This window comes from Luteimonas marina, from assembly GCF_007859325.1.
GTDB lineage: Bacteria > Pseudomonadota > Gammaproteobacteria > Xanthomonadales > Xanthomonadaceae > Luteimonas > Luteimonas marina.
In genome coordinates, this window is record NZ_VOHK01000003.1 from 169,728 (window position 1) to 189,073 (window position 19,346).

General features: G+C 70.2%; 21 protein-coding genes. 12 read left to right on the plus strand and 9 right to left on the minus strand.

Annotated elements, in window-relative coordinates; genetic code table 11:
* Positions 1-2: 2 nt before the first annotated feature.
* The 3 genes from FQY83_RS07420 to FQY83_RS07430 are packed head-to-tail and all read right to left on the minus strand — an operon-like array spanning position 3 to position 1,889.
* A complete protein-coding gene (locus FQY83_RS07420; RefSeq protein ID WP_146386671.1) occupies positions 3-569 on the minus strand; it encodes a YceI family protein in 567 nt (188 codons plus the stop codon).
* Positions 559-1,152 (minus strand): cytochrome b, encoded by a 594-nt coding sequence (locus FQY83_RS07425; protein WP_146386674.1) that lies wholly within the window; start codon positions 1,150-1,152, stop codon positions 559-561. Before FQY83_RS07425 ends, FQY83_RS07420 begins: the two co-directional genes overlap by 11 nt.
* Positions 1,149-1,889 (minus strand): YceI family protein, encoded by a 741-nt coding sequence (locus FQY83_RS07430; protein ID WP_146386676.1) that lies wholly within the window; start codon positions 1,887-1,889, stop codon positions 1,149-1,151. The genes FQY83_RS07425 and FQY83_RS07430 overlap by 4 nt, the downstream gene beginning before the upstream one ends.
* Positions 1,890-2,187: 298 nt before the next feature.
* Between FQY83_RS07430 and FQY83_RS07435 the strand changes: the two genes are divergently transcribed.
* The gene (locus tag FQY83_RS07435) at positions 2,188-5,760 is read left to right on the plus strand and encodes a sensor histidine kinase (RefSeq protein WP_238333436.1); all 3,573 of its coding nucleotides are present in this window, start codon (positions 2,188-2,190) and stop codon (positions 5,758-5,760) included.
* A gap of 91 nt (positions 5,761-5,851) precedes the next feature.
* On the opposite strand, the gene hemE is transcribed toward FQY83_RS07435, so the two are convergent.
* Both hemE and FQY83_RS07445 read right to left on the minus strand, forming a co-directional pair.
* Positions 5,852-6,925, minus strand: coding sequence for a uroporphyrinogen decarboxylase (hemE, locus tag FQY83_RS07440; protein ID WP_146386678.1), 1,074 nt, complete (start codon positions 6,923-6,925; stop codon positions 5,852-5,854).
* Between the two features lie 164 nt (positions 6,926-7,089).
* A complete protein-coding gene (locus FQY83_RS07445; RefSeq protein ID WP_146386680.1) occupies positions 7,090-7,344 on the minus strand; it encodes a WGR domain-containing protein in 255 nt (84 codons plus the stop codon).
* 83 nt (positions 7,345-7,427) lie between these two features.
* Here FQY83_RS07445 and FQY83_RS07450 point away from each other — a divergent pair, with 83 nt between their 5' ends.
* Positions 7,428-8,132: a hypothetical protein gene (locus FQY83_RS07450; RefSeq protein ID WP_146386682.1), complete on the plus strand. Its 705-nt coding sequence runs from the start codon at positions 7,428-7,430 to the stop codon at positions 8,130-8,132.
* Positions 8,133-8,217: 85 nt separating this feature from the next.
* Here FQY83_RS07450 and aroB read toward each other — a convergent pair whose 3' ends face one another.
* On the minus strand, positions 8,218-9,309 hold the full coding sequence (aroB, locus tag FQY83_RS07455; protein WP_146386684.1) for a 3-dehydroquinate synthase: 1,092 nt from the start codon (positions 9,307-9,309) through the stop codon (positions 8,218-8,220).
* A complete protein-coding gene (locus FQY83_RS07460; RefSeq protein WP_146386686.1) occupies positions 9,306-9,872 on the minus strand; it encodes a shikimate kinase in 567 nt (188 codons plus the stop codon). Before FQY83_RS07460 ends, aroB begins: the two co-directional genes overlap by 4 nt.
* A gap of 266 nt (positions 9,873-10,138) precedes the next feature.
* Here FQY83_RS07460 and FQY83_RS07465 point away from each other — a divergent pair, with 266 nt between their 5' ends.
* Positions 10,139-10,342: a dodecin family protein gene (locus FQY83_RS07465; RefSeq protein WP_146386688.1), complete on the plus strand. Its 204-nt coding sequence runs from the start codon at positions 10,139-10,141 to the stop codon at positions 10,340-10,342.
* A gap of 5 nt (positions 10,343-10,347) precedes the next feature.
* Here the strand turns inward: FQY83_RS07465 and FQY83_RS07470 are convergent, their stop codons facing one another.
* Entirely contained in the window at positions 10,348-13,086 is a 2,739-nt protein-coding gene (locus FQY83_RS07470; RefSeq protein WP_158636454.1) for a protein kinase domain-containing protein, read from the minus strand.
* A gap of 160 nt (positions 13,087-13,246) precedes the next feature.
* On the opposite strand from FQY83_RS07470, the gene FQY83_RS07475 reads away from it, so the two are divergent.
* The 7 genes from FQY83_RS07475 (at position 13,247) to FQY83_RS07505 (ending at position 16,905) form a co-directional block, all read left to right on the plus strand.
* Positions 13,247-14,023 (plus strand): hypothetical protein, encoded by a 777-nt coding sequence (locus tag FQY83_RS07475; RefSeq protein ID WP_146386692.1) that lies wholly within the window; start codon positions 13,247-13,249, stop codon positions 14,021-14,023.
* 282 nt (positions 14,024-14,305) lie between these two features.
* Complete coding sequence (locus tag FQY83_RS07480; RefSeq protein WP_146386694.1) at positions 14,306-14,683, plus strand: hypothetical protein; 378 nt, start codon at positions 14,306-14,308, stop codon at positions 14,681-14,683.
* 193 nt (positions 14,684-14,876) lie between these two features.
* A complete protein-coding gene (locus FQY83_RS07485) occupies positions 14,877-15,104 on the plus strand; it encodes a hypothetical protein (RefSeq protein WP_158636455.1) in 228 nt (75 codons plus the stop codon).
* 171 nt (positions 15,105-15,275) lie between these two features.
* Positions 15,276-15,464: a hypothetical protein gene (locus FQY83_RS07490; RefSeq protein ID WP_146386697.1), complete on the plus strand. Its 189-nt coding sequence runs from the start codon at positions 15,276-15,278 to the stop codon at positions 15,462-15,464.
* On the plus strand, positions 15,461-15,808 hold the full coding sequence (locus FQY83_RS07495) for a hypothetical protein (protein WP_146386699.1): 348 nt from the start codon (positions 15,461-15,463) through the stop codon (positions 15,806-15,808). The genes FQY83_RS07490 and FQY83_RS07495 overlap by 4 nt, the downstream gene beginning before the upstream one ends.
* 99 nt (positions 15,809-15,907) lie before the next feature.
* Positions 15,908-16,411, plus strand: a complete 504-nt coding sequence (locus FQY83_RS07500; RefSeq protein ID WP_146386701.1) for a hypothetical protein — start codon at positions 15,908-15,910, stop codon at positions 16,409-16,411.
* 53 nt (positions 16,412-16,464) lie between these two features.
* Complete coding sequence (locus tag FQY83_RS07505) at positions 16,465-16,905, plus strand: hypothetical protein (RefSeq protein WP_146386703.1); 441 nt, start codon at positions 16,465-16,467, stop codon at positions 16,903-16,905.
* Here the strand turns inward: FQY83_RS07505 and FQY83_RS07510 are convergent.
* Positions 16,892-17,719 (minus strand): kinase, encoded by an 828-nt coding sequence (locus FQY83_RS07510; RefSeq protein WP_146386704.1) that lies wholly within the window; start codon positions 17,717-17,719, stop codon positions 16,892-16,894. The two genes, FQY83_RS07505 and FQY83_RS07510, sit on opposite strands and share 14 nt — an antisense overlap.
* A gap of 17 nt (positions 17,720-17,736) precedes the next feature.
* Between FQY83_RS07510 and pdxH the strand changes: the two genes are divergently transcribed.
* Together pdxH and FQY83_RS07520 are read left to right on the plus strand one after the other, a co-directional pair.
* Positions 17,737-18,339: a pyridoxamine 5'-phosphate oxidase gene (gene pdxH / locus FQY83_RS07515; RefSeq protein ID WP_146386706.1), complete on the plus strand. Its 603-nt coding sequence runs from the start codon at positions 17,737-17,739 to the stop codon at positions 18,337-18,339.
* 113 nt (positions 18,340-18,452) lie between these two features.
* The gene (locus tag FQY83_RS07520) at positions 18,453-19,235 is read left to right on the plus strand and encodes a cobalamin-binding protein (protein WP_272952453.1); all 783 of its coding nucleotides are present in this window, start codon (positions 18,453-18,455) and stop codon (positions 19,233-19,235) included.
* The last annotated feature ends 111 nt before the right edge of the window (positions 19,236-19,346 follow it).

The window sequence follows — 19,346 nt, forward strand, 5'->3', positions numbered from 1 at the left end:
CGTCAGCGTGCGGGAACGAGGAACACCCGCGTACTGATCGCCACCTCGTCGGGAATCGTGCCGGTGTCGGCCCAGTCGCCGCCGCCGACGCCGAAGTCCAGGCGCTTCACCGTGGCCTTGCCCGACAGCGTCGCCGGCGCACCCGGCGTCCAGGCGAAGGTGAGCGTGACCGGCTTGCTGACGCCGCGCAGGGTGAGCGTGCCGTCCGCGGCGTACTGGTCGCCGCCGAGCGCGCGGAACTTCTCCGCCACGTAGCGCGCCTGCGCGAACTTCGACACGTTGAAGAAGTCGCCGCCGGTCAGGGTCGAATCGCGGTCGGCGTTGCCGGTGCTGGTGCCGACGAGCTGGATGGTGACGTCGAGCTTCGCCGAATCGAGCTGTTCCGGATCGAAGCTGAGCCTGGTGTCGAAGCCGCCGAACTTGCCGGTGAACACCTCGCCGTCGTACTTGGTGGCGAACGCCAGCGAGGAGCCCGGCGCCTGCACGTAGTCGGTCGCGGCGGCGGGGGCGGCCATCATCGCCACCAGCATGGCGGCGACGGCGGCGGGGGAGGTCAGCTTAGGCGACATGGTCGGGGTCCTGCGTGGGGGTGGTGGGGCGCGGCCTGCGCCGCGGCAGCATGCGCGCGAGGGTGTCGTCGCGCTGGAAGAGGTGGTGGTAGAACGCCGCGCCGGCATGCGCGGCCACGAGTACGACCAGCACCCAGAACAGGAGTTCATGCGCGTCGCGCGCCTGGTCGGCGAGCCATTCATTGGGGCCGACCAGCTTGGGCACGTCGAACAGGCCGAACCAGCGGAACGGGCGCAGGCCGCTGGCCGAATCGTAGAGCCAGCCCGACAGCGGGATCGCCAGCGCCAGCGCGTACAGCGCCCAGTGCGTGACCGCGGCGATCGCCGCCTGCCAGGTCGGCGTGCCCGCCACCGGCTTCGGCGCGCCGGCGTACAGCCGCCAGCCCAGCCGCAGCAGCATCAGCGCGAGCACGGTGATGCCCATCGACTTGTGCGCGGTGTAGACCCAGAAGTATTTCGGCGTGCGCGGCAGTTCGCCCATGGTCAGGCCGACGATGGCCAGCGCCAGGATCAGCAGCACGATCAGCCAGTGGAAGGACTGGCTGACGGCGCCCCAGCGGTCCGGGGTGTTCTTCAGGGTCATGGCAGGGGCTCCGGGTCTGGCGGCGGGCTGGATTCGGAAGCGGGTTCAGGATCGGGAACGTCCACGGGATCGGGCACAGGCCCGGTCGGGATCGCCGCATCCGCGGGCGACGCGTCGCCGTCCGAAGCTTCGGCCTCGGCGCCTGCGCGCATGCGCGTCGCCTCCGCCTCGATCCGCAGTTCCACCGCGTCGCCGATCACCGACTTCCATGCGGTGATGCCGAAGTCGGCGCGGCTGAGCGTCGCGGTCGCCGAGAAGCCGACGGTGCGGCGGAACGGCGGCAGCGGGTGGCGTTTGGCGGCGTTGAGCGCGACGTGCAGCGCGACCTCGCGGCTCACGCCGCGCAGGCTCAGGGTGCCGTGCACGATGGCCCGGCGTTCGTCGACCGGCTCGACCCGGGTCGAGGTGAAGCGCGCGAGCGGATGCGCGTCGGCGTCGAGCAGGCTGCGCGCGAGCGTGGCGCGGTTCCAGTCGGCGTCGCCGAAATCGAGCCGCGCCAGCGGGATCTCCACGGCCACGCGCGCGGTGCTCCAATCATCGGGATCGAAGTGCAGCGTCCCGGTCGCGCCGGACACGGTGCCCAGCGCTTTCGAGAAACCGGCGTGGTCGACCGCCACGAGGATGCGCGTATGCACCGGGTCCAGCGCATAGGCCTCGCCCCCGGCGCGCGCGGCACCGGCCAGCGCGAGCAGCAGGCACGGGATCGCGAACAGGCAGTGGCGCAGGAAGCGGGGCATCGGAGTCCTGGTGGCGGACGAGGCCGGTCGGGGGCCATTCTAGGCGGAGCGCGCGGCGGGGCCGGGGTTGCGCGGGCAACGTAGCGTTGCGAGGATGCACGGCCACGCGCTGCGCGGGCCCGGGTCGATCGACCTGCGGCACGCCTGCCGCGCGTGCGGGGACAGGCGCTTTTCCCGTTGGACGGAGGGAACGCGGATCCGCTGCGTCGCATGACCCGCTGGCGCCGGCCCGATCCGGGCGGATGTCGATCCGGTCCGGCGGTGCGGGATCCAGGGCACGGGCAACCGGGGAGGCAGGATGCGGGCGATCGTCTGGACAGGAATGTGGTGGCTGCTGGCGACGGCGGCCCTTGCCCGTGCCGAGGCCGCCGGAACGACCCAGGCGCCGCAGCTGCCGATGCCGCGCCAGATCAGCGTCTACGACGGCCTGCCCTCGAACCGCATCAACGCGCTCGCCGAGGACCGCCAGGGCTACCTGTGGATCGCCACCCGCGACGGCCTCGCGCGCTACGACGGCGTCGGCTACCGGGTATGGCGGGTCGGCGACGGCCTGCGCGACAACCACGTCTGGAGCGTGTTCGTCGACGACGACGACCGGGTCTGGATCGGCACGCAGAACGCGGGGCTGGCGATGCTCGACGCGCAGCGCCGCACGTTCACCCATTACGACCGCGACTCGCATGCGCAGATCGGCAGCAACGACATCTGGTCGCTCGCGCAGACGCCGGACGGCGCGATCTGGTTCGGCACCTCCGACGGCGGCCTGCACCGCCTGGACGCGGACGGAAGCATCCGGCGCTTCATGCCCGAGGTCGACAATCCGCGCAGCCTGCCGTCGCCGGCGGTGACCTGGCTGCGGGTCGATCGCGAGGGCCGGCTGTGGGTCGGCACCTACCAGGGCCTCGCGCGCTGGACCGGCGACGGATTCGACCGCCTGCTGCAGGACGTGAGGCCGAGTCCGGCGGTGAACGCGCTGGTGCTCGATCGCGCCGGCGACATGTGGATCGGCACCTCGAGCAGCGCCTACGTGTACCGCAGCGACAGCGGCGCGATCGAGCCGGTGCCGTGGCGCGACCCGCTCAGCGGGCAGCCGGCGCTGAGCATGCTGGTCGAGGACCAGCAGGGCGCGCACTGGCTGGACACCCGCAGCGGACTGGCGCTCGAACGCGGCGGCACGGTCCATGACGTGCCGCTGTACAGCAACACCAGCCGCGGCATGGTGCGGGCGTCGTGGTCGGCGGCGCTGGAGGACCGCGAGGGCGGCCTGTGGCTGGCCAGTACCGAGACCGGCCTGTGGCACCTGCCCGCGAACTGGCGCAACTTCACCGCGCTGCGCCGGCGGCTCGACGATCCCGCGTCGTCGGCCAACGCCTTCGTCTACAGCGTCACCCCCGCGCACGACGGCGGGCTGTGGCTGGTGGGCACCGGCGGCGTGCTCGACTGGCTCGATCCCGATACCGCCCGCGTGCAGCACCGGCTCGTCGGCGTCTGCGGCGACCTGGTGCCCTACGCGGTGCGCGAGACGCGCGACCGCAGCGTCTGGATCGGCTGCCACGGCTCGATCACGCGCTACGTGCCGGCGACCGGCGAGGTCCGCCGCTGGCACCACGACGACGCCGTCGATCCCCCGCCGACCGGCATCGTGACCCAGATCGTCGAGGAGCCGGACGGTTCGGTGTGGCTGGGCGCGGCCGATGCGCTGCAGCGACGTTCGCCCGATGGCCGGATCCTGCACGTGGTGCGCGCCGGCGACCAGCATGGATTCAAGGTGAACAACGCGCTGCAGCAGATGTCGCGCGGGCCCGACGGCGCGCTGTGGCTGGCGACCAGCGACGGCCTGCTGATGTGGAACGCGGGCGCGCGCCGCTTCGAGCCGGTGCCGGGCGGTCCCGGGTGGCAGGTGTTCGCGTTCGGTTTCGCGCCCGACGACGCGGTCTGGGTCGGCGGCAACGGCATCCTGGTGTCGTACCGCTGGACCGGCGCCGAACTGATCGCCGAGCGCACGGTCGATGCCCGCCACGGGCTGCCCGCGGTCGCGCCGGGTGGACTGGTTGCCGACGAGCTGGGCGTGGTCTGGATGAGCACCCCGCGCGGGCTGGTGCGCTACGACCCGCAGCGCGAGCGCCTGCGCGTGTACAGCGTGCTCGACGGCCTGCCGAGCCAGCAGTTCAGCGACTACCAGTTCGAACGCTCGGCCAAGGGCTACATCGGCGTCGGCACCGCCGACGGCCTGCTGCTGTTCCACCCGCGCCAGGTGCAGGTCAGCGACCGCTCGCCGACGCTGTCGATCGAGTCGATCAGCGTGCGCCGCGGCGAGGACACGGTCGAACTGCCCACCGCCTCGCCGATCGTGCTGCGCCACGACGACCGCGACCTGCGCGTGGCCGCGCGCCTGCTCTCGTTCACCGACGCGCATGCGCACCGCTACCGCTACCGGCTCGACGGCTACGATCCCGATTGGGTGGAGGTCGGATCCGCGGGCGAGCGCCTGTTCCCGAGCCTGCGCCACGGCCACTACGTGCTGGAGGTGCAGGCGCGCACCGCCGACGACGAATGGACCGCGATGCAGCAGATCGATTTCACCGTGGAGGCGCCGTGGTGGCGCACCGGATGGGCGATCGCGCTGTGGATCCTCGGCGCGCTGCTGCTGCTGGCGCTGCTCGCGCACCAGTACCGCACGCGCCTCAAGCGCCGCCACGCCTGGCAGCTGGCCGAGCAGAAGCGCGAGCTGGCCGAACAGTCCTCGCTGGCCAAGACCCGGTTCCTGGCCACGCTCGGCCACGAGGTGCGCACGCCGATGACCGGTGTGCTCGGGATGAGCGAACTGCTCGCCAGCACCGATCTCGACGCGCGTCAGCGCGGGCACGTCGAATCGATCCGGCGCGCGGGCGAACACCTGCTGCGCCTGGTCAACGACGCGCTGGACCTGGCGCGGATCGAGGCCGACCGGCTGGAGCTCGACGTGCAGCCGTTCGACCTGCATGCGCTGATCCGCGAGACCGTCGCGTTCTGCGCGCCGCTGGCGCGGCAGCGTGGCCTCGACTTCCACGATGAAGTGATCGACGGCGTGCCGCGCTGGGTGCGCGGCGACGCCGGGCGCGTGCGCCAGATCCTGCTCAACCTGCTCGGCAACGCGGTCAAGTTCACCGAACGCGGCAGCGTAACGCTGCGCGCCGAACCGCTGTCGCCGGGCGGCGTACGCTTGACGGTCGCCGACACCGGCCCCGGCCTCAACGAGGAACAGAAGCAGCGCCTGTTCCGGCGCTTCGAGCAGGCCGAGGGCGCGCGCACCAGCGCCCGCTACGGCGGCAGCGGGCTGGGACTGGCGATCTCGCAGGAGCTTGCGGCGGCGATGGGCGGGCGCATCGACATCGACAGCATGCCGGGCGTGGGCACCAGCTTCATCGTCGAACTGCCGCTGGAGGCGGGCGAGCCCCCGGCGGGCGCGGAGGCGAAGGACGAAGGCGACGCGCCGCAGGGGCTGTCGCTGCTGCTGGTCGAGGACGACGCCACCGTCGCGCAGGTGGTCGCGGGCCTGCTCGAAGGGCAGGGGCACCGGGTCACCCACGTCGGACACGGTCTGGCGGCGCTGTCGGAGGTCGCGGCGCAGGCCTTCGACGCCGCGCTGCTCGACCTCGACCTGCCCGGCGTCGACGGCCTGACGCTGGCGCCGCTGATGCGGCAGCAGGGATTCACCCGGCCCCTGGTCGCGGTGACCGCGCGCGGCGACGGCGAGGCCGAGGCGGCGACGCTGGAAGCGGGCTTCGATGCCTTCCTGCGCAAGCCGGTGACCGGCGCGATGCTGGCGGCGACGCTGGCCGGGGTGCTGGCGGTGGGCGAATCGAAGGTCGATCTGTCCGGCTCGGTGTAGGAGCGCCTTCAGGCGCGACCATCGTTTCCGGCATCGTCGAACGTCCAGGTCGCGGCTGAAGCCGCTCCCACAGGACTATCGCGCAGCCTGTTCAGCGCGCGCTGTACGCGTGCACCTCGTCGACCAGCACCGCGACGTGCTCGGGATCCATGTCCGGCGACATGCCGTGGCCGAGGTTGAAGACGTGGCCCTCGCGCGAGCCGCCGTTGCCGTCACGGTAGCTGTCAAGCGCGCGGCGCACTTCGCGGCGGATCGCGTCGGGCGAACCGTACAGCGTGGCCGGGTCGAGGTTGCCCTGCAGCGCGACCTTGCCCTGCGTGCGGCGCGCGGCCTCGCCGAGTTCGACCAGCCAGTCGACGCCGACCGCATCGGTGCCCGACTCGGCCAGCACGTCGAGATGCACGGCATTGCCCTTGCCGAACAGGATCAGCGGCGCGCGCTCGCCGCCTTCGCCGCGCTCCAGCTCGCGCGCGATGCGTTGCAGGTAGGGCAGGGAGAACTCGCGGTACATCGCGGGCGACAGCACGCCGCCCCAGGTGTCGAACACCTGCAGTGCCTGCGCCCCGGCCGCGCGCTGCGCGGACAGGTAGGCGATCACGGCGTCGGTGTTGACCGCGAGCAGCGCGTGCAGCGCCGCCGGATCGTTCAGCGCCATCGCCTTGATCCGCGCGAAATCCTTGCTGCCGCCGCCTTCGACCATGTAGCAGGCCAGCGTCCATGGGCTGCCGGAGAAGCCGATCAGCGGCACCTTGCCGTCGAGTTCGCGGCGGATGGTGCGCACCGCGTCCATCACGTAGCGCAGTTCGGTCTCCATGTCCGGCACGGACAGGCGCGCGGCGTCGGCGGCGCTGCGCACGGTGCGCTCGAACTTCGGGCCCTCGCCGTCGACGAAGTACAGGCCCAGGCCCATCGCGTCGGGGATGGTGAGGATGTCGGAGAACAGGATCGCGGCGTCGAGGTCGAAGCGGCGCAGCGGCTGCAGCGTGACCTCGCAGGCGATCTCCGGGTTCTTCGCCATGGCGAGGAAGCTGCCGGCCTGCCTGCGGGTCTCGCGGTATTCGGGCAGGTAGCGGCCGGCCTGGCGCATCAGCCAGACCGGGGTGCGGTCGACGGGTTCGCGGCGCAGGGCGCGGAGGAAGCGGTCGTTCTTCGGGAGTGGGGTCATGTCGATCCGTGTGGCTCAGTCGTTCCGCGATTCATCAGGCTGTCATTCCGAACGCAGTGAGGAATCTGCTTTTCTGTCATGGCTCCGCGCGCAAGCAGATTCCTCACTGCGTTCGGAATGACAACGTTCGGGGGCGCTGGTCTTCGGGAAGATGCCGACGATCGTCACTTCGGCGCCCCCATGCCCTCGGCATACATCAGCTGGAAGCCGCGCTTGAGTTGCGCGTCGCGCGCATGCTCCAGCGCGGCCAGCGCACTGGGGTGGTCGAGGAACTGCTCGCGCCGCAGCGTGCTGCGGCCGCCGGTCTGCCCGCTTTCGCGCAGCAGGGTCCAGCCGCCGAGCAGGTCGGGCTGCAGCGTCAGCTGCACGAAGCGGGGGGCTTCGCGGCCGTCGGGGCGTTGTTGCAGGAGCAGGCGCATGGGCCGTCCATTGTACGTCGCGCGCCGCCGGCGCCGCGGCGCGCCGGCGTATGATCCCGGGCAGCCCAATCCCCGGACGATCCATGCGCGGCCTCGACTTCAGTTCCTGGAGCACGGTGCTCTCGAGCCTGCTGGGCCTGCTGCTGTTCTCGCTGGTCGTGGTCGGCGTCCGCCTGGCGTTCATGCAGACCATCCAGCGCCGGCGCGAGCGCGAGAACCGGCAGATCAACGAGCGCCTGAAGACCCTGATCGCGGCCTACAAGACGCTGGGCGGCTCGTTCACCGGCGAGCTGGACGTCGATCCCACGCACCTGCGCGATCTGCGCCGCCGCGCGCGGGAAGCGGCGGCGGAGGCCGGCGAGGCGGGCCCGTCGACGGCCGAGGCCGGGGACGAGGGTTCCGATCGCAGGCGGCGCATCCGCGACGCGGTCGAGGCCGCCCTGTCCGACGTGGTCCTGCTCGGCACCGAAGAACAGGTGCGGCTGGCCGCGCAGGCGGCCAGCGACATGGTTGCCGGGCGCCCGGTGCGGCTGTCGGCGCTGGTGGTGTCGCTGCGCGACTTCATCCGCAAGGCGCTGGACCTGGATCCGGTGCCGGGCGATCTCGCCATCCCCGACCAGGGGCCGTTGCGCACCGAGGGCGGCTCGAAGAAGGGCGGCGGCGATGCCGGTGCCCGCGGCCGTGGCGGCGGAGGTGGCGGAGGCGGTGCCGGCGGCGGCATGGGCGTCGGTATGGGCGCAGGCATGGGCATGGGCCGCATGGGTGGCGGCGCGTCCCGCGACGATTGAGCGCCCCTCACACCCGGCATTTGTATTTGTAGGCGCCTTCAGGCACTACCTGTGGCCGACGATGCCGGGTCGCGGCTGGAGCCTCCTACGAAGCAAGCACGTCGCGCACCGCGTCCTCGGGCACGCCGGCGAGCACGCGCGCGCGCCCGGCGCCGTCCCAGACGATGAAGCGCAGTCCGCTGGCCTGCGCCTTCTTGTCCAGGCGCATGTGCGCGATCAGCGCGTCGGCATCGAGGCCGGTCGGCGCGTCCACCGGCAGGCCGAAGCGCTGCAGCAGTCCGCGCAGGCGCGCGGTCTCGGCCGGCGACGACAGGCAGAGGCGCTCCGACAGCCGCGCGGCCAGCACCATGCCCACCGCCACCGCCTCGCCGTGGTTGAGTCCGCCGTAGCCCTGCTCGGTCTCGATCGCGTGGCCGAAGGTGTGGCCGAAGTTGAGCAGCGCGCGTTCGCCGTGTTCGAACGGATCGCGTTCGACGATCGCGGCCTTGTGCGCGCAGCTGCGCGCGATCGCCTCGGCCAGCGCGTCGTCGTCCATCGCCAGCAGCGCCTCTGCGTGGGCGTCGAGCCAGTCGAGGAAGGGCGCGTCGACGATCGCGCCGTACTTCACCACCTCGGCCAGGCCCGCGCGCAGTTCGCGGGCCGGAAGCGTGCGCAGGGTGGCGGTGTCGGCGATCACGGCGCGCGGCGGATGGAAGGCGCCGACGAGGTTCTTGCCCTGCGGCAGGTCGACCGCGGTCTTGCCGCCGACCGAGGAGTCGACCATCGCCAGCAGCGTGGTCGGCAACTGCACGCAATCGATGCCGCGCATCCAAGCGGCCGCGGCGAAGCCGGCGAGATCGCCGACCACGCCGCCGCCGAGCGCGAACACCGTGGCGTCCCGGCGTGCGCCGGCGCCGGCAATTGCCTCGATCGCGCTGCCGAAGGACGCCAGCGTCTTCGAGGCTTCGCCCGCCGGCATGGTCCAGTGGCCGACGCGCAGGTCCGCGCGCGCGTCGCGCAGCGCCTCGACCACGCGCTGCCGGTACAGCGGCGCGACGCTGTCGTCGCTGATCACGAAGGCGTCGCGTCCGCGCAGCGTCGACGCGAGCAGGGCGCCGTCGTCGAGCAGGCCGGGGCCGATGGTGATGTCGTACGGAGTCGTTCCGGCGACGGCGACCACGCGGTCGTTGCGGCTCATGCAGGGCTTCCCTGGAGATCGGTCTGGGTGGGGGCGGCGCGCGTCCACCGTGCATCGAGCAGCCGCGCGAGCTGCTCGGTGGCCTGTGGCGGGAACAGGTTGTTGGTGTCGAAGCACAGGTCGGCGACTTCGGCGTAGAGCGGCGCCCGCGTTTCGGTGAGACGACGCAGCACGTCCGCGCGGTCGTCGCCGGCCAGCAGCGGTCGGCTGCGATCGCGCGCCAGCCGCTCCAGCTGCCGCGCCAGGCTGACCTGCAGGTGCACCACGAAGCCGCGCTCGCGCATCTGCCGGCGGCTGCCGGCGTCGAGCACCGCGCCGCCGCCGGTGGCGACCACGAGCCCATCGCGCGCCAGCAGTTCGGCCAGCGTCGCCGCTTCGCGCGCGCGGAAGCCGGTTTCGCCCTCGCATTCGAAGATGGTGGGGATGCTCGCGCCGGTGCGCGCCTCGATCTCGCGATCGGCGTCGACGAAGTCCAGGCCGAAGCGCCCGGCCAGGCGCCTGCCGATCGACGACTTGCCGGCGCCCATCGGTCCGACGAGCACGAGGTTGGGGGCGGGATTCATGGTCCGGATCGTAGCAGGCGCCGGTCGCCGCTGACCGCGCCGGAGCAGTCGCCCATGGGTCCGGGATGAACCTCCGGATCGCGTGAAACAACTTGTCTCACATGCAACTTCATCGTCCCGTGATGCGGGGACACGTCGTCGCTTGCGCGATCGCGGCTGAAGCCGCGCCGCGGCGTGCGGACAAGGGCATAGGCGTTGCCTTAACACCGGTCGTCGCATCCTGTCGCCACCGCGGCACTGTCGCCGCAATGCAAGGGAGCCACGCCATGGCGGTCGCCAAGATCATCGAAATCAATTCGTCGTCGAAGACCAGCGTCGAGGATGCGGTGCGTTCGGGCCTGAAGAAGTCCGCCGAAACCGTCAAGAACATCCAGGGCGCCTGGCTCAACGAAACCAAGGTCGTCACCGACCCGGACGGCAACATCGTCGAGTGGCGGGTGAACATGCGGGTGACGTTCGTGGTGGAGTGACGCGGTCAATCGCCGCCGGCTGGATCTCCTTCGGCCAGCAGTGCCTGCAGGCCCGCGATTTCATCGGCGTCCTCGCTGCCGAGTGCAACCAATTCAGGCACCGCGTCCGCGAGCAGGCGGCGGCCGTTCCCGATGTCGCCTGAATGCATCAGGATCCGGCCCCGAAGCGCGTTCAGGCGGTGTTCCCAGCCCGGTCTGGAGTTGCCGGCGGTGAGCGCGGCGATATCAAGACCGTCCAGCGTGTCCAGTGCCTGGGCGAAACGGCCATCGTCGGCCAGCATCTTCACCAGCGAGTAGCGGAAGCTGTGCGCGGCGACGTTGTCCTCGCCGTAGTGCTCGCGCAGGCCGCGTTCGGCCTGGCGGATGTAGTCCAGCCCGGCTTCGCGGTCGCCGCAGTCGCGTTCCTTGAAGCCGAGGTTGCCGGTTTCGATCAGCGTCGACTGCAGGTGCTCGCCGTAGCGCGTGGCCATGCGTTCGCGCACCGTGCGTGCGATCGGCAGCGCCTGCGTGCAGTCGCCCGCAGCGTCATGGATGCTGGCGATGGTGGACATCTGGATCAGCGTGGAATAGTGGTCTTCGCCGAGGGTCCGCTCGGAAGTGGCGGCCGCGGCTTGCGCCAGCGGCATGGCTTCGTCGTAACGACCGAGATTGCGCAGCGCTCGCGCCAGCATGATCTGATGGCCGGCGACCCGGTTCTCGCCGATGCGCCCGGCGTCGAACAGCGGGTCTTCAAGCATCGCGCGCAGCAGTGCGATGCCTTCCTCCGGCTGTCCCTGCCGGATCGTGCTGTCGGCAAGGTTCTCCCGGATCGTGGCGGCGGTCGATGCGGAGTCCGGCGCGACGACGCGTTGCAGTTCGTCGGCGCGACGGAAGGCTTGCAGCGCCGGTTCGATCTGCAACTGCTGGAAATGGAAGACGCCGCGCGCGTAGGCCGCCTCCAGTGCGATTTCGTTCTCGCCCTGCAGTCGCGTTCCGGCGACAGTGTCAGTGTCGTCCAGCAGTTCCAGTGCTTCGGCAAACTGGTCGGCCGCGTTGGCGTAGGCCAGGCTGCGCACCAGCAAGTAGCGGGTCTTGAGAGTGATGTCGTCCGTGGCGCCGAAGGCGCCGGTGTAGTTGCGCGTGGCCTCGCGCAGGTGGTGGACGCCACGGTCGCGCTCGCCGAGCGCCTGCCAGGCCTGGCCGAGCACCGAGTGCACGCCGCCGCGCGTGGCGGGATCGTCGGCGAAGCGCGCGTCGATCTGGCTGGACGCGCGTTCCAGCACGTCGTGCATGCGCGGATCCGGCGCGAAACCCGACGGCCCGGGCGCGGCCACGCCCAGCAGGTCGTCGGCGAGGAAGCGCGTCACCGCCTCGGCGCGCGCGGCCTGCATCGCGGCAGCTTCGCGCTCCTGATCGCTGCGGTACCAGAACAGGCTGCTGGCCAGCAGGCCGATGCCGAGCACGGCGATCGTGGCGGCGATCCACGGCCGCCGCGTGCGGGTGCGTTCCAGCGCCTGGCGCATGGCGACGGCCGCGCGTTCGTCCGCCTCGAGGCGGATACGTTCGGCGCGACGCTCGGGCAGGTGCCGCAGGCGCCCGGCCAGTTCAGCGGCGTCGGCGATGCGCCGTGCCGGGTCGCTGTCGGTGGCCTGGGCGATGTCCTCGCGCAGCAGCGGGTCGTCGATCTCGCGCTCCCAGCCCGGCGCCATCGGCCGGCGCAGGTCGCCGACCAGCCATTGGTAGAGGATCACGCCCAGGGCATAGACGTCGCTGCGCACCGTCGGCGGCTGCCCGGCGACCAGTTCCGGGGCCAGGTACAGGGGCGTGCCGGAAGAGCCGGAAGCATCGTCGACGGTCATGCCCAGGCGGGTGATGCCCAGCTCCTCCAGCCGCTCGGGCTGCAGCAGGCGGCTGCTGCCGAAGTCGGTGAGCCGCGGCCGCCAGCCGTCGCCCTGCGGCGCGACCAGGACGTTGGCCGGCTTCAGGTCCTTGTGCAGTACGCCGACGCTGAGCGCGGCGGCGGCCGCGTCGGCGATCCCGATGAAGAAGGCGATGCGCGCCTCGCGGTCCATCGCCGCCAGCCGACCGTCTTCCAGGGCCCATTCCGGCAGCGCCTGGCCGCCGTACTCGCATTCGAGGAAGAACGGCTGCGTCTCGAAGTTCCAGTCGATCACGCGCACGAAATCGTCGCGCTCGCCCAGGGTGTCGCGCAGCACCCGCATCAGGGTGGCTTCACGCTTGATCGCGGCGAGGTGCTCGCCGGCAAGACTGAACTTGAACACGCGCGCCTCGCGGCTGCGCGGCTGGCGCGCCAGCCACACCTCGCTGCCCAGGGTCCGCCCCAGCGCCCGTTCGAGCACGAAGTGCGGGCGTCCGGGCACGGGCTGGCCGGCCTCGAACTCCAGTTCGCCGGCCAGGCGCTCACCGACGGCGATCCGCTCGACCGGCCCGTCGAAGCGGTAACCCACACGCGGCACGGTGACGATGCGGGTCTCGCCGCCGGCGTCAAGCACCTTGCGCAGCTTGCCCACCGCCGTCGCCAGCACGTGGTCGACGGTGACCCGCCCCGCCCAGACGGTCTCGAACAGCTCGTCCTTGGTCACCACCTCGCCGGCGTGCTGCAGCAGCAGGGCCAGGACCTGCAGCGGCCGCTGCTCGACGTCCACCGGCAGGCCGGAGACCCGCAGCTCGAAGCGGGCCTCGTCGAACTCGATGCTGCCGAAGCGCCAGCGGTAGAGATGGGGGCGAGGCGTGGGCGCGGACATGTGCCGATCATAGCCGGTGCGCCAAGCGATTGATTGTCCTGGCGTATCGACGGGCTTGAAGGTTCCTTGAAGGTGCCGTGAGGACAACGCCGGTCCTGCGCCCGAAGCATTGCGCCGTCGCCGCTCCCGGCGGTCGGGCAAGTGCGCCGATGAAGCACGCGTGGTCGAGGCCGACCACACCGATCGCCACCATACCCACCAGGAAATCGATGCCATGAATCTTCCGTTGCGAGCCCTCGTCCAGTGCTCTGCCCTGTCACTGCTGGCATTGGCATGCGCCAGTGCGCTGGCCCAGCGCGCCGCCGTGCCCGTATCGCCTGCCGGTGCCGCTACCGGCTACGCCGACTATCTGCCCGGTTGCAAGCAGCGACTCGGCGTCGGCTATCCGGATGCGGAACGCCGGTGCAAGGCACAGTGGGAGAAGGCCCAGGCTGCAATGCCGCTGGCGGAAGCCATCCACCAGGCGCTTGGGCTGGCGGCAAAGGGCGTGCCCGATGCGGCCTTGCCGCAGTCATTGACCCGCGTGGCGTGGCTGGGGCCTGCAGGGGCGGGCGCGCCGCGCGAGGGCAGGATCGGTGATCTGGCGGTGCAATTGCCCGGACGCGACGATGAAGGCCGGCCGCAACCGCGGCTTCTGGTGTTCCAGAAATGGGCTGAACCGGACGGAGAGGTTCCTTTGGTCGTGGCATTGCCGGAAGCGCTGCATGCGCGAGGTGATGCGCTGGAGCAGATCGGCTGCTGGGGTGGCGGCGGCTCCGGCGTCAAGGTGTTTCGCCTGACCGGAGGCGGCAGCGGAGGTCGCGCCTTCGCGTTGCAGATCAACAGCAACTTCGGCCGTGCAGGCAACGACACCACCATCAGGGTGGCGCTGGATGGGCACATTCCCACCCGCGAGCAATTGCAGGCCAAGTACGAGTACTACAACGCCTGTGATTGAACCGGCCCGATGCACTACACCCTTCTTCCCTGAAGGAGTGCCCGAAGCTTGACCTGCGGCACCATCGGCAGGGCTTGAATCGGAGGTGAGCATGGCCGAATCACAACCGCGTCGCCAAACGATTGATTGTCCTGGCGGATCGACACGCTTGAAGGTTTCTTGAAGGCAACGTGAGGACGGCGCCGACGCCGGTTCGCAAGCATGGCGCCGTCGCCGGTCCGGGCGGCTCGACCAGGGCAGGGCATGGACAGGATGGGAGGGGTGAAGGTGAGGGGATTGGTGATGTGGATTTTGCTGATGGTGCTGACGGGGTGCGGCTTCGAACCTTCCGGTGAGTACGTCGGGGCCCCGGACGCGGAGATGGCGGTGCTGGTGTTCAACGCGGAGGACAAAAGGGTTCTGATGGTGGGCCACCAGACCAACCGGCATGGCGTCAGGATCCTGCGGAACGAGGAAGGGGTGTCGTTTCGTGCGGATGGAAGGCCGGTGTCGATGGGCGACCTGTTGTTCGGGAAACAGATCAGGAAGGCCGGCGGATACCACGTGAGGAAAGGAGAGGTGGTGATCACCGCGACGCTGGATCAGTACACGCTGCGCAAGAAATTCGGCGGTTGCCTGGAGGGCGTCGCCGGGCTGAAAGGCGTGTACTGCAGACAATGACGGGGTTGGTCCAGGCGTTTCCCTGGCCCGCATGGACGCACGGCAAGCCGGGCTGCCCCCGGGCGGGAGCAGCCTGTCGCGGGAGGCGCGATCCGCGCTGTTCACCGGGCACGAAGGACATGCCGCTCGCCATGGCCGAACGACAACCAAAGGGGATTGCACAATGATTGATGAAGGAAAGTCCTCTGCCCGCATGCCAGCGATCCACAGGATTTCCGGCCTGGCATTGCTCGTCCTGAGCGGATACATGCTTGTCTACGGAGGATGGAAATTCCTGGTCTTCACGTTCGCAGGCTTCTCGCACGCCGGAGCGGGCGTCGCCTTCGCCCTGCAGCTATTCCCGATGCTCTGGCTGGGCATGTTCGGCGTCTGGGTGGTGTCCGGCCAGCTCCGGGGCGGCGCCGGTGACACAGGGCGCTGACCCTGCAGATCCCGGCCTGTCCACCACGGCCATTGCTGCCGTGGGGGCGCAGGCGGACTCATGCGCCCGGTCGGGGGATGCATGGGTATCGGGCGATGCCGGCTGCCTGCCCGGTTGCAAAAAACATCCCGGCGTTGGTCATTCAGGCGTGGCTGCCACGTGTCGCCTGGCATGCCCTCCATCGCCGGTGAGATCGACGAGTTCGGTCAACAGGACGGATACCGCTTCCGCTCGCAGGGCGTGCACGCCTTCGTCCCGGACGGCGCCGGTTCCATGGAGGCAGCGGTGGCTGACGCCGTCGGCGGCGCAGGTGCAAGTGCCGTCCCCATTTTGCTGAATGTCCACAGGAGAGAACCATGAACCTGAATTGTCCGAAATGCGGTGGCGAAGACACTCGCAAACTCACCTTGGTGATGGATCAGGGTGGGGCAGCGGAGAAGGGCGCACGACTTGGCATGGCCTACGGCTACAACTTCATGCTGCCGATGTTCACCATCGTCTTCGCCATCCTGTTCGGGATCGTCTTCGCCATGATGAACGGTTACCTCGGCCTCATTGTGTTCGCCGGCATCCTCTACGGCGGATTCATGCTCAGAAAGAAGTTCAAGAACAAGGTCAAGTCCAGGTATGCGGGTCTGCCGGCCGAGATGCGGCAGAACGGCTTTCAGTGCAATCGCTGCGCGCACCAGTTCATTCCCGGCTGACGCATCCTGGAAATGGCGGCGGAGCAAATCGGGCGCTGCCGTCCGTGCGCGCCGCGGGCCGAAGCCGAGGTCATGCCCCATCCGCACAGGAGAACACGCTTGAAGACCATGACCGCGATTGCGCCGCTGGTGCTGTCCGGGCTGCTTGGCTGCCAACCCGGTCCTGCCGGCGCCGCAGCGGAAGCGGCCGCCCTGGCCGGCGAAGCGCCGGTGGCGAAGACGCGCGCGGTGGACAGGCTGCCGTTGCAGCCCGGCTACTACGTCAGCACCGATACGCCCTGTGCAAAGGCGTCCAACGCCACCCTGCACGTAATCAGGGAAGACGGTAGCGGCTACGGCGGCTACACCACGCCGCCGTACTTCTGCCGGTTCGTGCGGATCGAGCAGACCGGCCCGTCCAGCTACCGGGTGACGGAAGCCTGCGAAAGCGCCTATGGTGACGATGAGGAGGCCCCCGTCAGCGTCTCCAGCTACGAGATATCGAGCCAGACCAGCTACCGCGCGAAGAACGGGGACGGCTGGGAGAGCAGTTCCCGCCGCTGTCCCCGCCGGGAACTGCCGGCGCTGTGGCGCGAAAGCGACATCGGCGATTTCGTCGATTGATCTTCCACTCGCCTTTCCTCTCCGGAGCGGCGAGCCCACCAGGAGACATGCAGATGCAGAAGTCAGGGTTTCCGGCAGCCGCGCTGGCAGGGTTCCTGGCGCTGTACGCCGGACCGTCCACCGCCATCGAGGTCGAGAACCTCGACGGATTCGAGGAACACTTCGGCCGCTACGCGCCGGGCGGCGACTGCGCGACGCAGCCGCAGGTCGTCGTCGATCGCGAGGGCTTCGCCTTCACCGGCGGCCCGGACCTGCCGAAGGCGACGCGACCCGAATACGCGGCGAGCTACATGGGCAACTTCTACGAAGGGGTCGGGCACTGGTTCTTCCCGTACCGCAGCGAACCGCGCCCCTACGTGCTGACGCTCAACGCGGACGAAACACCCGGCAAGCTGGCGCTGGAAGTCTACGAGTTCGACCACCAGGGCGGGCCGAAGCTGCCGGAGAAGTATCGTCCCTACGTCGCTGCGTCGCCCTACCTCAAATGCCGCTGATCCTGTAGAGCGGTTTGCGATCGGCATCGAGCGCGACGACGACGTCGGCGATCTCCGGTAGGGTCCGCAGCGCCTGCCGGCTCACGCGCTCGTAGTGCTGCACGAAGCGATCGACCTGCGCGCGGGTCATGCCCGGGCGCGACGGGTCGCGTGCCCGCAGCGCCTGTTCCTGCTGCCAGCGCCAGTCGGGAACGATGTCGAAACCCGGCGGCTGCAGGAACAGCAGGCGGTCGATGCGCCGCCACAGCGCGGGATAGTCGCGGGCGAGAGCGTCGTTGCACCAGCGGCGCCAGCTGCCGCCGGCGTCCTCGTCGCGTTCGAGCGCGTTGAGCGGCGCCTCCAGCGCGTCGGCGGGTTCCGCCGGCGTCCCGAGCAACCAGCCTTCGAACACGACGAGGTCGACTTCGCCTGCTTCGCGCCACTGCCCGGACGGCACGCGCCGGTCGCCGAGCTTGTCGAAGATGGGCAGCCGCGTGGACCGGCGATCGCGCAGCGCGTCGAGCGTCTCGCGGGCGAGCGGCAGGTCGTGCGTGCCCGGAGGACCGCGGGTGGCGAGCAGGGGATGTACGTCGCGCGCGAGCTGCTGCCGCTGTGGCCGGTCGAGGTAGAAGTCGTCCACCGATACCGTCACCGCGTGCAGTCCGCGCGCCGTCGCGGCTGCGACCAGCTGCGCGGCCAGGGTGGACTTGCCGGTGCCCTGCAGGCCCGAGACGCCGTAGACCTTCGCGCCGGCGTCCAGCGCGTCGTCGAGCACGCCGGCGACGAAGGCGGCGGCGAAGCCGTGCTGCGGGGCAGGGTGCGCGTCGGAGGCCATCGCGCGACAATAGCGCAATGAACTGCGCAGACCTGCAGGCCGAAGCCCTGGCCACGTTCGAAGCCCTGTTCGCCGAGGCGCTGGCGGCCGGGGAGCCCGATCGCACCGCGATGACCCTGGCCACCGCCACGCGCGACGGAAAACCGTCCGCGCGCACGGTGCTGCTCAAGGCGCATGACGCACGCGGCTTCGTGTTCTACACGCACCTGGACGGGCGCAAGGGCCGCGAACTGCAGCGCAATCCGAACGCGGCGCTGCTGTTCCACTGGCCGCGCGTGCGCAACGGCGTGCAGGTGCGCATCGAGGGTGCGGTGGCGATCGTCGAGGATGCCGAGGCCGATGCCTACTTCGCCTCGCGGCCGCGCGTCAGCCAGCTCGGCGCATGGGCCTCGAAGCAGTCCGAAACGCTGGAAGCGCGCGAGGCCTTCGACCAGCGCGTCGCCGAACTTGAACGGGAGTTCGCCGGCCGCGACGTCCCGCGCCCGCCGCGCTGGACCGGCCTGCGCGTGCGCCCGGACCGCGTCGAGTTCTGGTACGGGGCCGAGTTCCGCCTGCACGAGCGCTGGCTCTATGAATTCGACGTTACGGGGCAGTGCCGGAAGCGGATGCTGTATCCGTGAACGACCGGGAATCGGGAATGGGGAGTCGGGAGTCGGCAAAGCGGGATGCTCCTGCTTTTTCCGATTCCCGACTCCCGACTCCCCATTCCCGTCGGCCCTCCGGGCCGCAACGCATCGTCTGCCTGACCGAAGAGCCCACCGAGGTGCTGTACGCGCTCGGCGAGCAGGACCGCATCGTCGGCATCAGCGGGTTCACCGTGCGGCCGCCGCGGGCGCGGAAGGAGAAGCCGAAGGTCAGTGCGTTCACCAGCGCGAAGATCGAGGAGATCCTGAAGCTGGAACCGGACTTCGTGGTCGGGTTCTCCGACATCCAGGCCGACATCGCCGCCGAGCTGGTGCGGCGCGGGGTCGAGGTGTGGATCAGCAACCACCGCAGCGTCGAGGGCATCCTCGACTACGTGCGCCGGCTCGGCGCGCTGGTCGGCGCCGCGGAGCGGGCCAACGCCTGTGCCGACGAGCTGCGGCGCGGGCTCGATGCGATCGAACGCGAGGCGGCGACGCTGCCGGTGCGGCCGAAGGTCTACTTCGAGGAATGGGACGAGCCGATCATCACCGGCATCCGCTGGGTGGCCGAACTGGTGCGCATCGCCGGCGGCGACGACGTGTTTCCCGAACTGTCGACCGAACCGCTGGCGAAAGCGCGCATCCTCGCCAGCGGCGATCCGGTGGTCGAGCGCGCCCCGGACATCATCCTCGGCTCGTGGTGCGGCAAGAAGTTCCGGCCGGAGAAGGTGGCCGCGCGCCCCGGCTGGGACGCGATCCCGGCGGTGCAGGGCGGCGAGCTGCACGAGATCAAGTCGCCGCTGATCCTGCAGCCAGGCCCCGCCGCGTTGACCGACGGTGTGCGCGAGATCGCGGCGATCATCCGCGCCTGGTCGCAAAGAGGCGGTTCATAGCGAAGAGCGCCTTCCGGGAGCTTCCAGAACACTGTCGGTTTGAGCGTGGCGAGAGGCGTTTTACAACGGCGAAGCCGGTCAATCCAGGTGCTTGAAAGCAGGATTTCTCAC

What these genes read in the sequence shown, in the direction of transcription:
- FQY83_RS07450 (WP_146386682.1), top strand. Translation starts at nt 7,428, where the DNA reads ATGCGCGGCCTCGACTTCAGTTCCTGGAGCACGGTGCTCTCGAGCCTG.
- FQY83_RS07425 (WP_146386674.1), bottom strand. Translation starts at nt 1,152, where the DNA reads ATGACCCTGAAGAACACCCCGGACCGCTGGGGCGCCGTCAGCCAGTCC.
- pdxH (WP_146386706.1), top strand. Translation starts at nt 17,737, where the DNA reads ATGAACTGCGCAGACCTGCAGGCCGAAGCCCTGGCCACGTTCGAAGCC.
- FQY83_RS07470 (WP_158636454.1), bottom strand. Translation starts at nt 13,086, where the DNA reads ATGTCCGCGCCCACGCCTCGCCCCCATCTCTACCGCTGGCGCTTCGGC.
- FQY83_RS07495 (WP_146386699.1), top strand. Translation starts at nt 15,461, where the DNA reads ATGAACCTGAATTGTCCGAAATGCGGTGGCGAAGACACTCGCAAACTC.
- FQY83_RS07435 (WP_238333436.1), top strand. Translation starts at nt 2,188, where the DNA reads ATGCGGGCGATCGTCTGGACAGGAATGTGGTGGCTGCTGGCGACGGCG.
- FQY83_RS07420 (WP_146386671.1), bottom strand. Translation starts at nt 569, where the DNA reads ATGTCGCCTAAGCTGACCTCCCCCGCCGCCGTCGCCGCCATGCTGGTG.
- hemE (WP_146386678.1), bottom strand. Translation starts at nt 6,925, where the DNA reads ATGACCCCACTCCCGAAGAACGACCGCTTCCTCCGCGCCCTGCGCCGC.
- FQY83_RS07460 (WP_146386686.1), bottom strand. Translation starts at nt 9,872, where the DNA reads ATGAATCCCGCCCCCAACCTCGTGCTCGTCGGACCGATGGGCGCCGGC.
- aroB (WP_146386684.1), bottom strand. Translation starts at nt 9,309, where the DNA reads ATGAGCCGCAACGACCGCGTGGTCGCCGTCGCCGGAACGACTCCGTAC.
- FQY83_RS07480 (WP_146386694.1), top strand. Translation starts at nt 14,306, where the DNA reads ATGTGGATTTTGCTGATGGTGCTGACGGGGTGCGGCTTCGAACCTTCC.
- FQY83_RS07445 (WP_146386680.1), bottom strand. Translation starts at nt 7,344, where the DNA reads ATGCGCCTGCTCCTGCAACAACGCCCCGACGGCCGCGAAGCCCCCCGC.
- FQY83_RS07430 (WP_146386676.1), bottom strand. Translation starts at nt 1,889, where the DNA reads ATGCCCCGCTTCCTGCGCCACTGCCTGTTCGCGATCCCGTGCCTGCTG.
- FQY83_RS07465 (WP_146386688.1), top strand. Translation starts at nt 10,139, where the DNA reads ATGGCGGTCGCCAAGATCATCGAAATCAATTCGTCGTCGAAGACCAGC.
- FQY83_RS07490 (WP_146386697.1), top strand. Translation starts at nt 15,276, where the DNA reads ATGCCCTCCATCGCCGGTGAGATCGACGAGTTCGGTCAACAGGACGGA.
- FQY83_RS07485 (WP_158636455.1), top strand. Translation starts at nt 14,877, where the DNA reads ATGCCAGCGATCCACAGGATTTCCGGCCTGGCATTGCTCGTCCTGAGC.
- FQY83_RS07510 (WP_146386704.1), bottom strand. Translation starts at nt 17,719, where the DNA reads ATGGCCTCCGACGCGCACCCTGCCCCGCAGCACGGCTTCGCCGCCGCC.
- FQY83_RS07505 (WP_146386703.1), top strand. Translation starts at nt 16,465, where the DNA reads ATGCAGAAGTCAGGGTTTCCGGCAGCCGCGCTGGCAGGGTTCCTGGCG.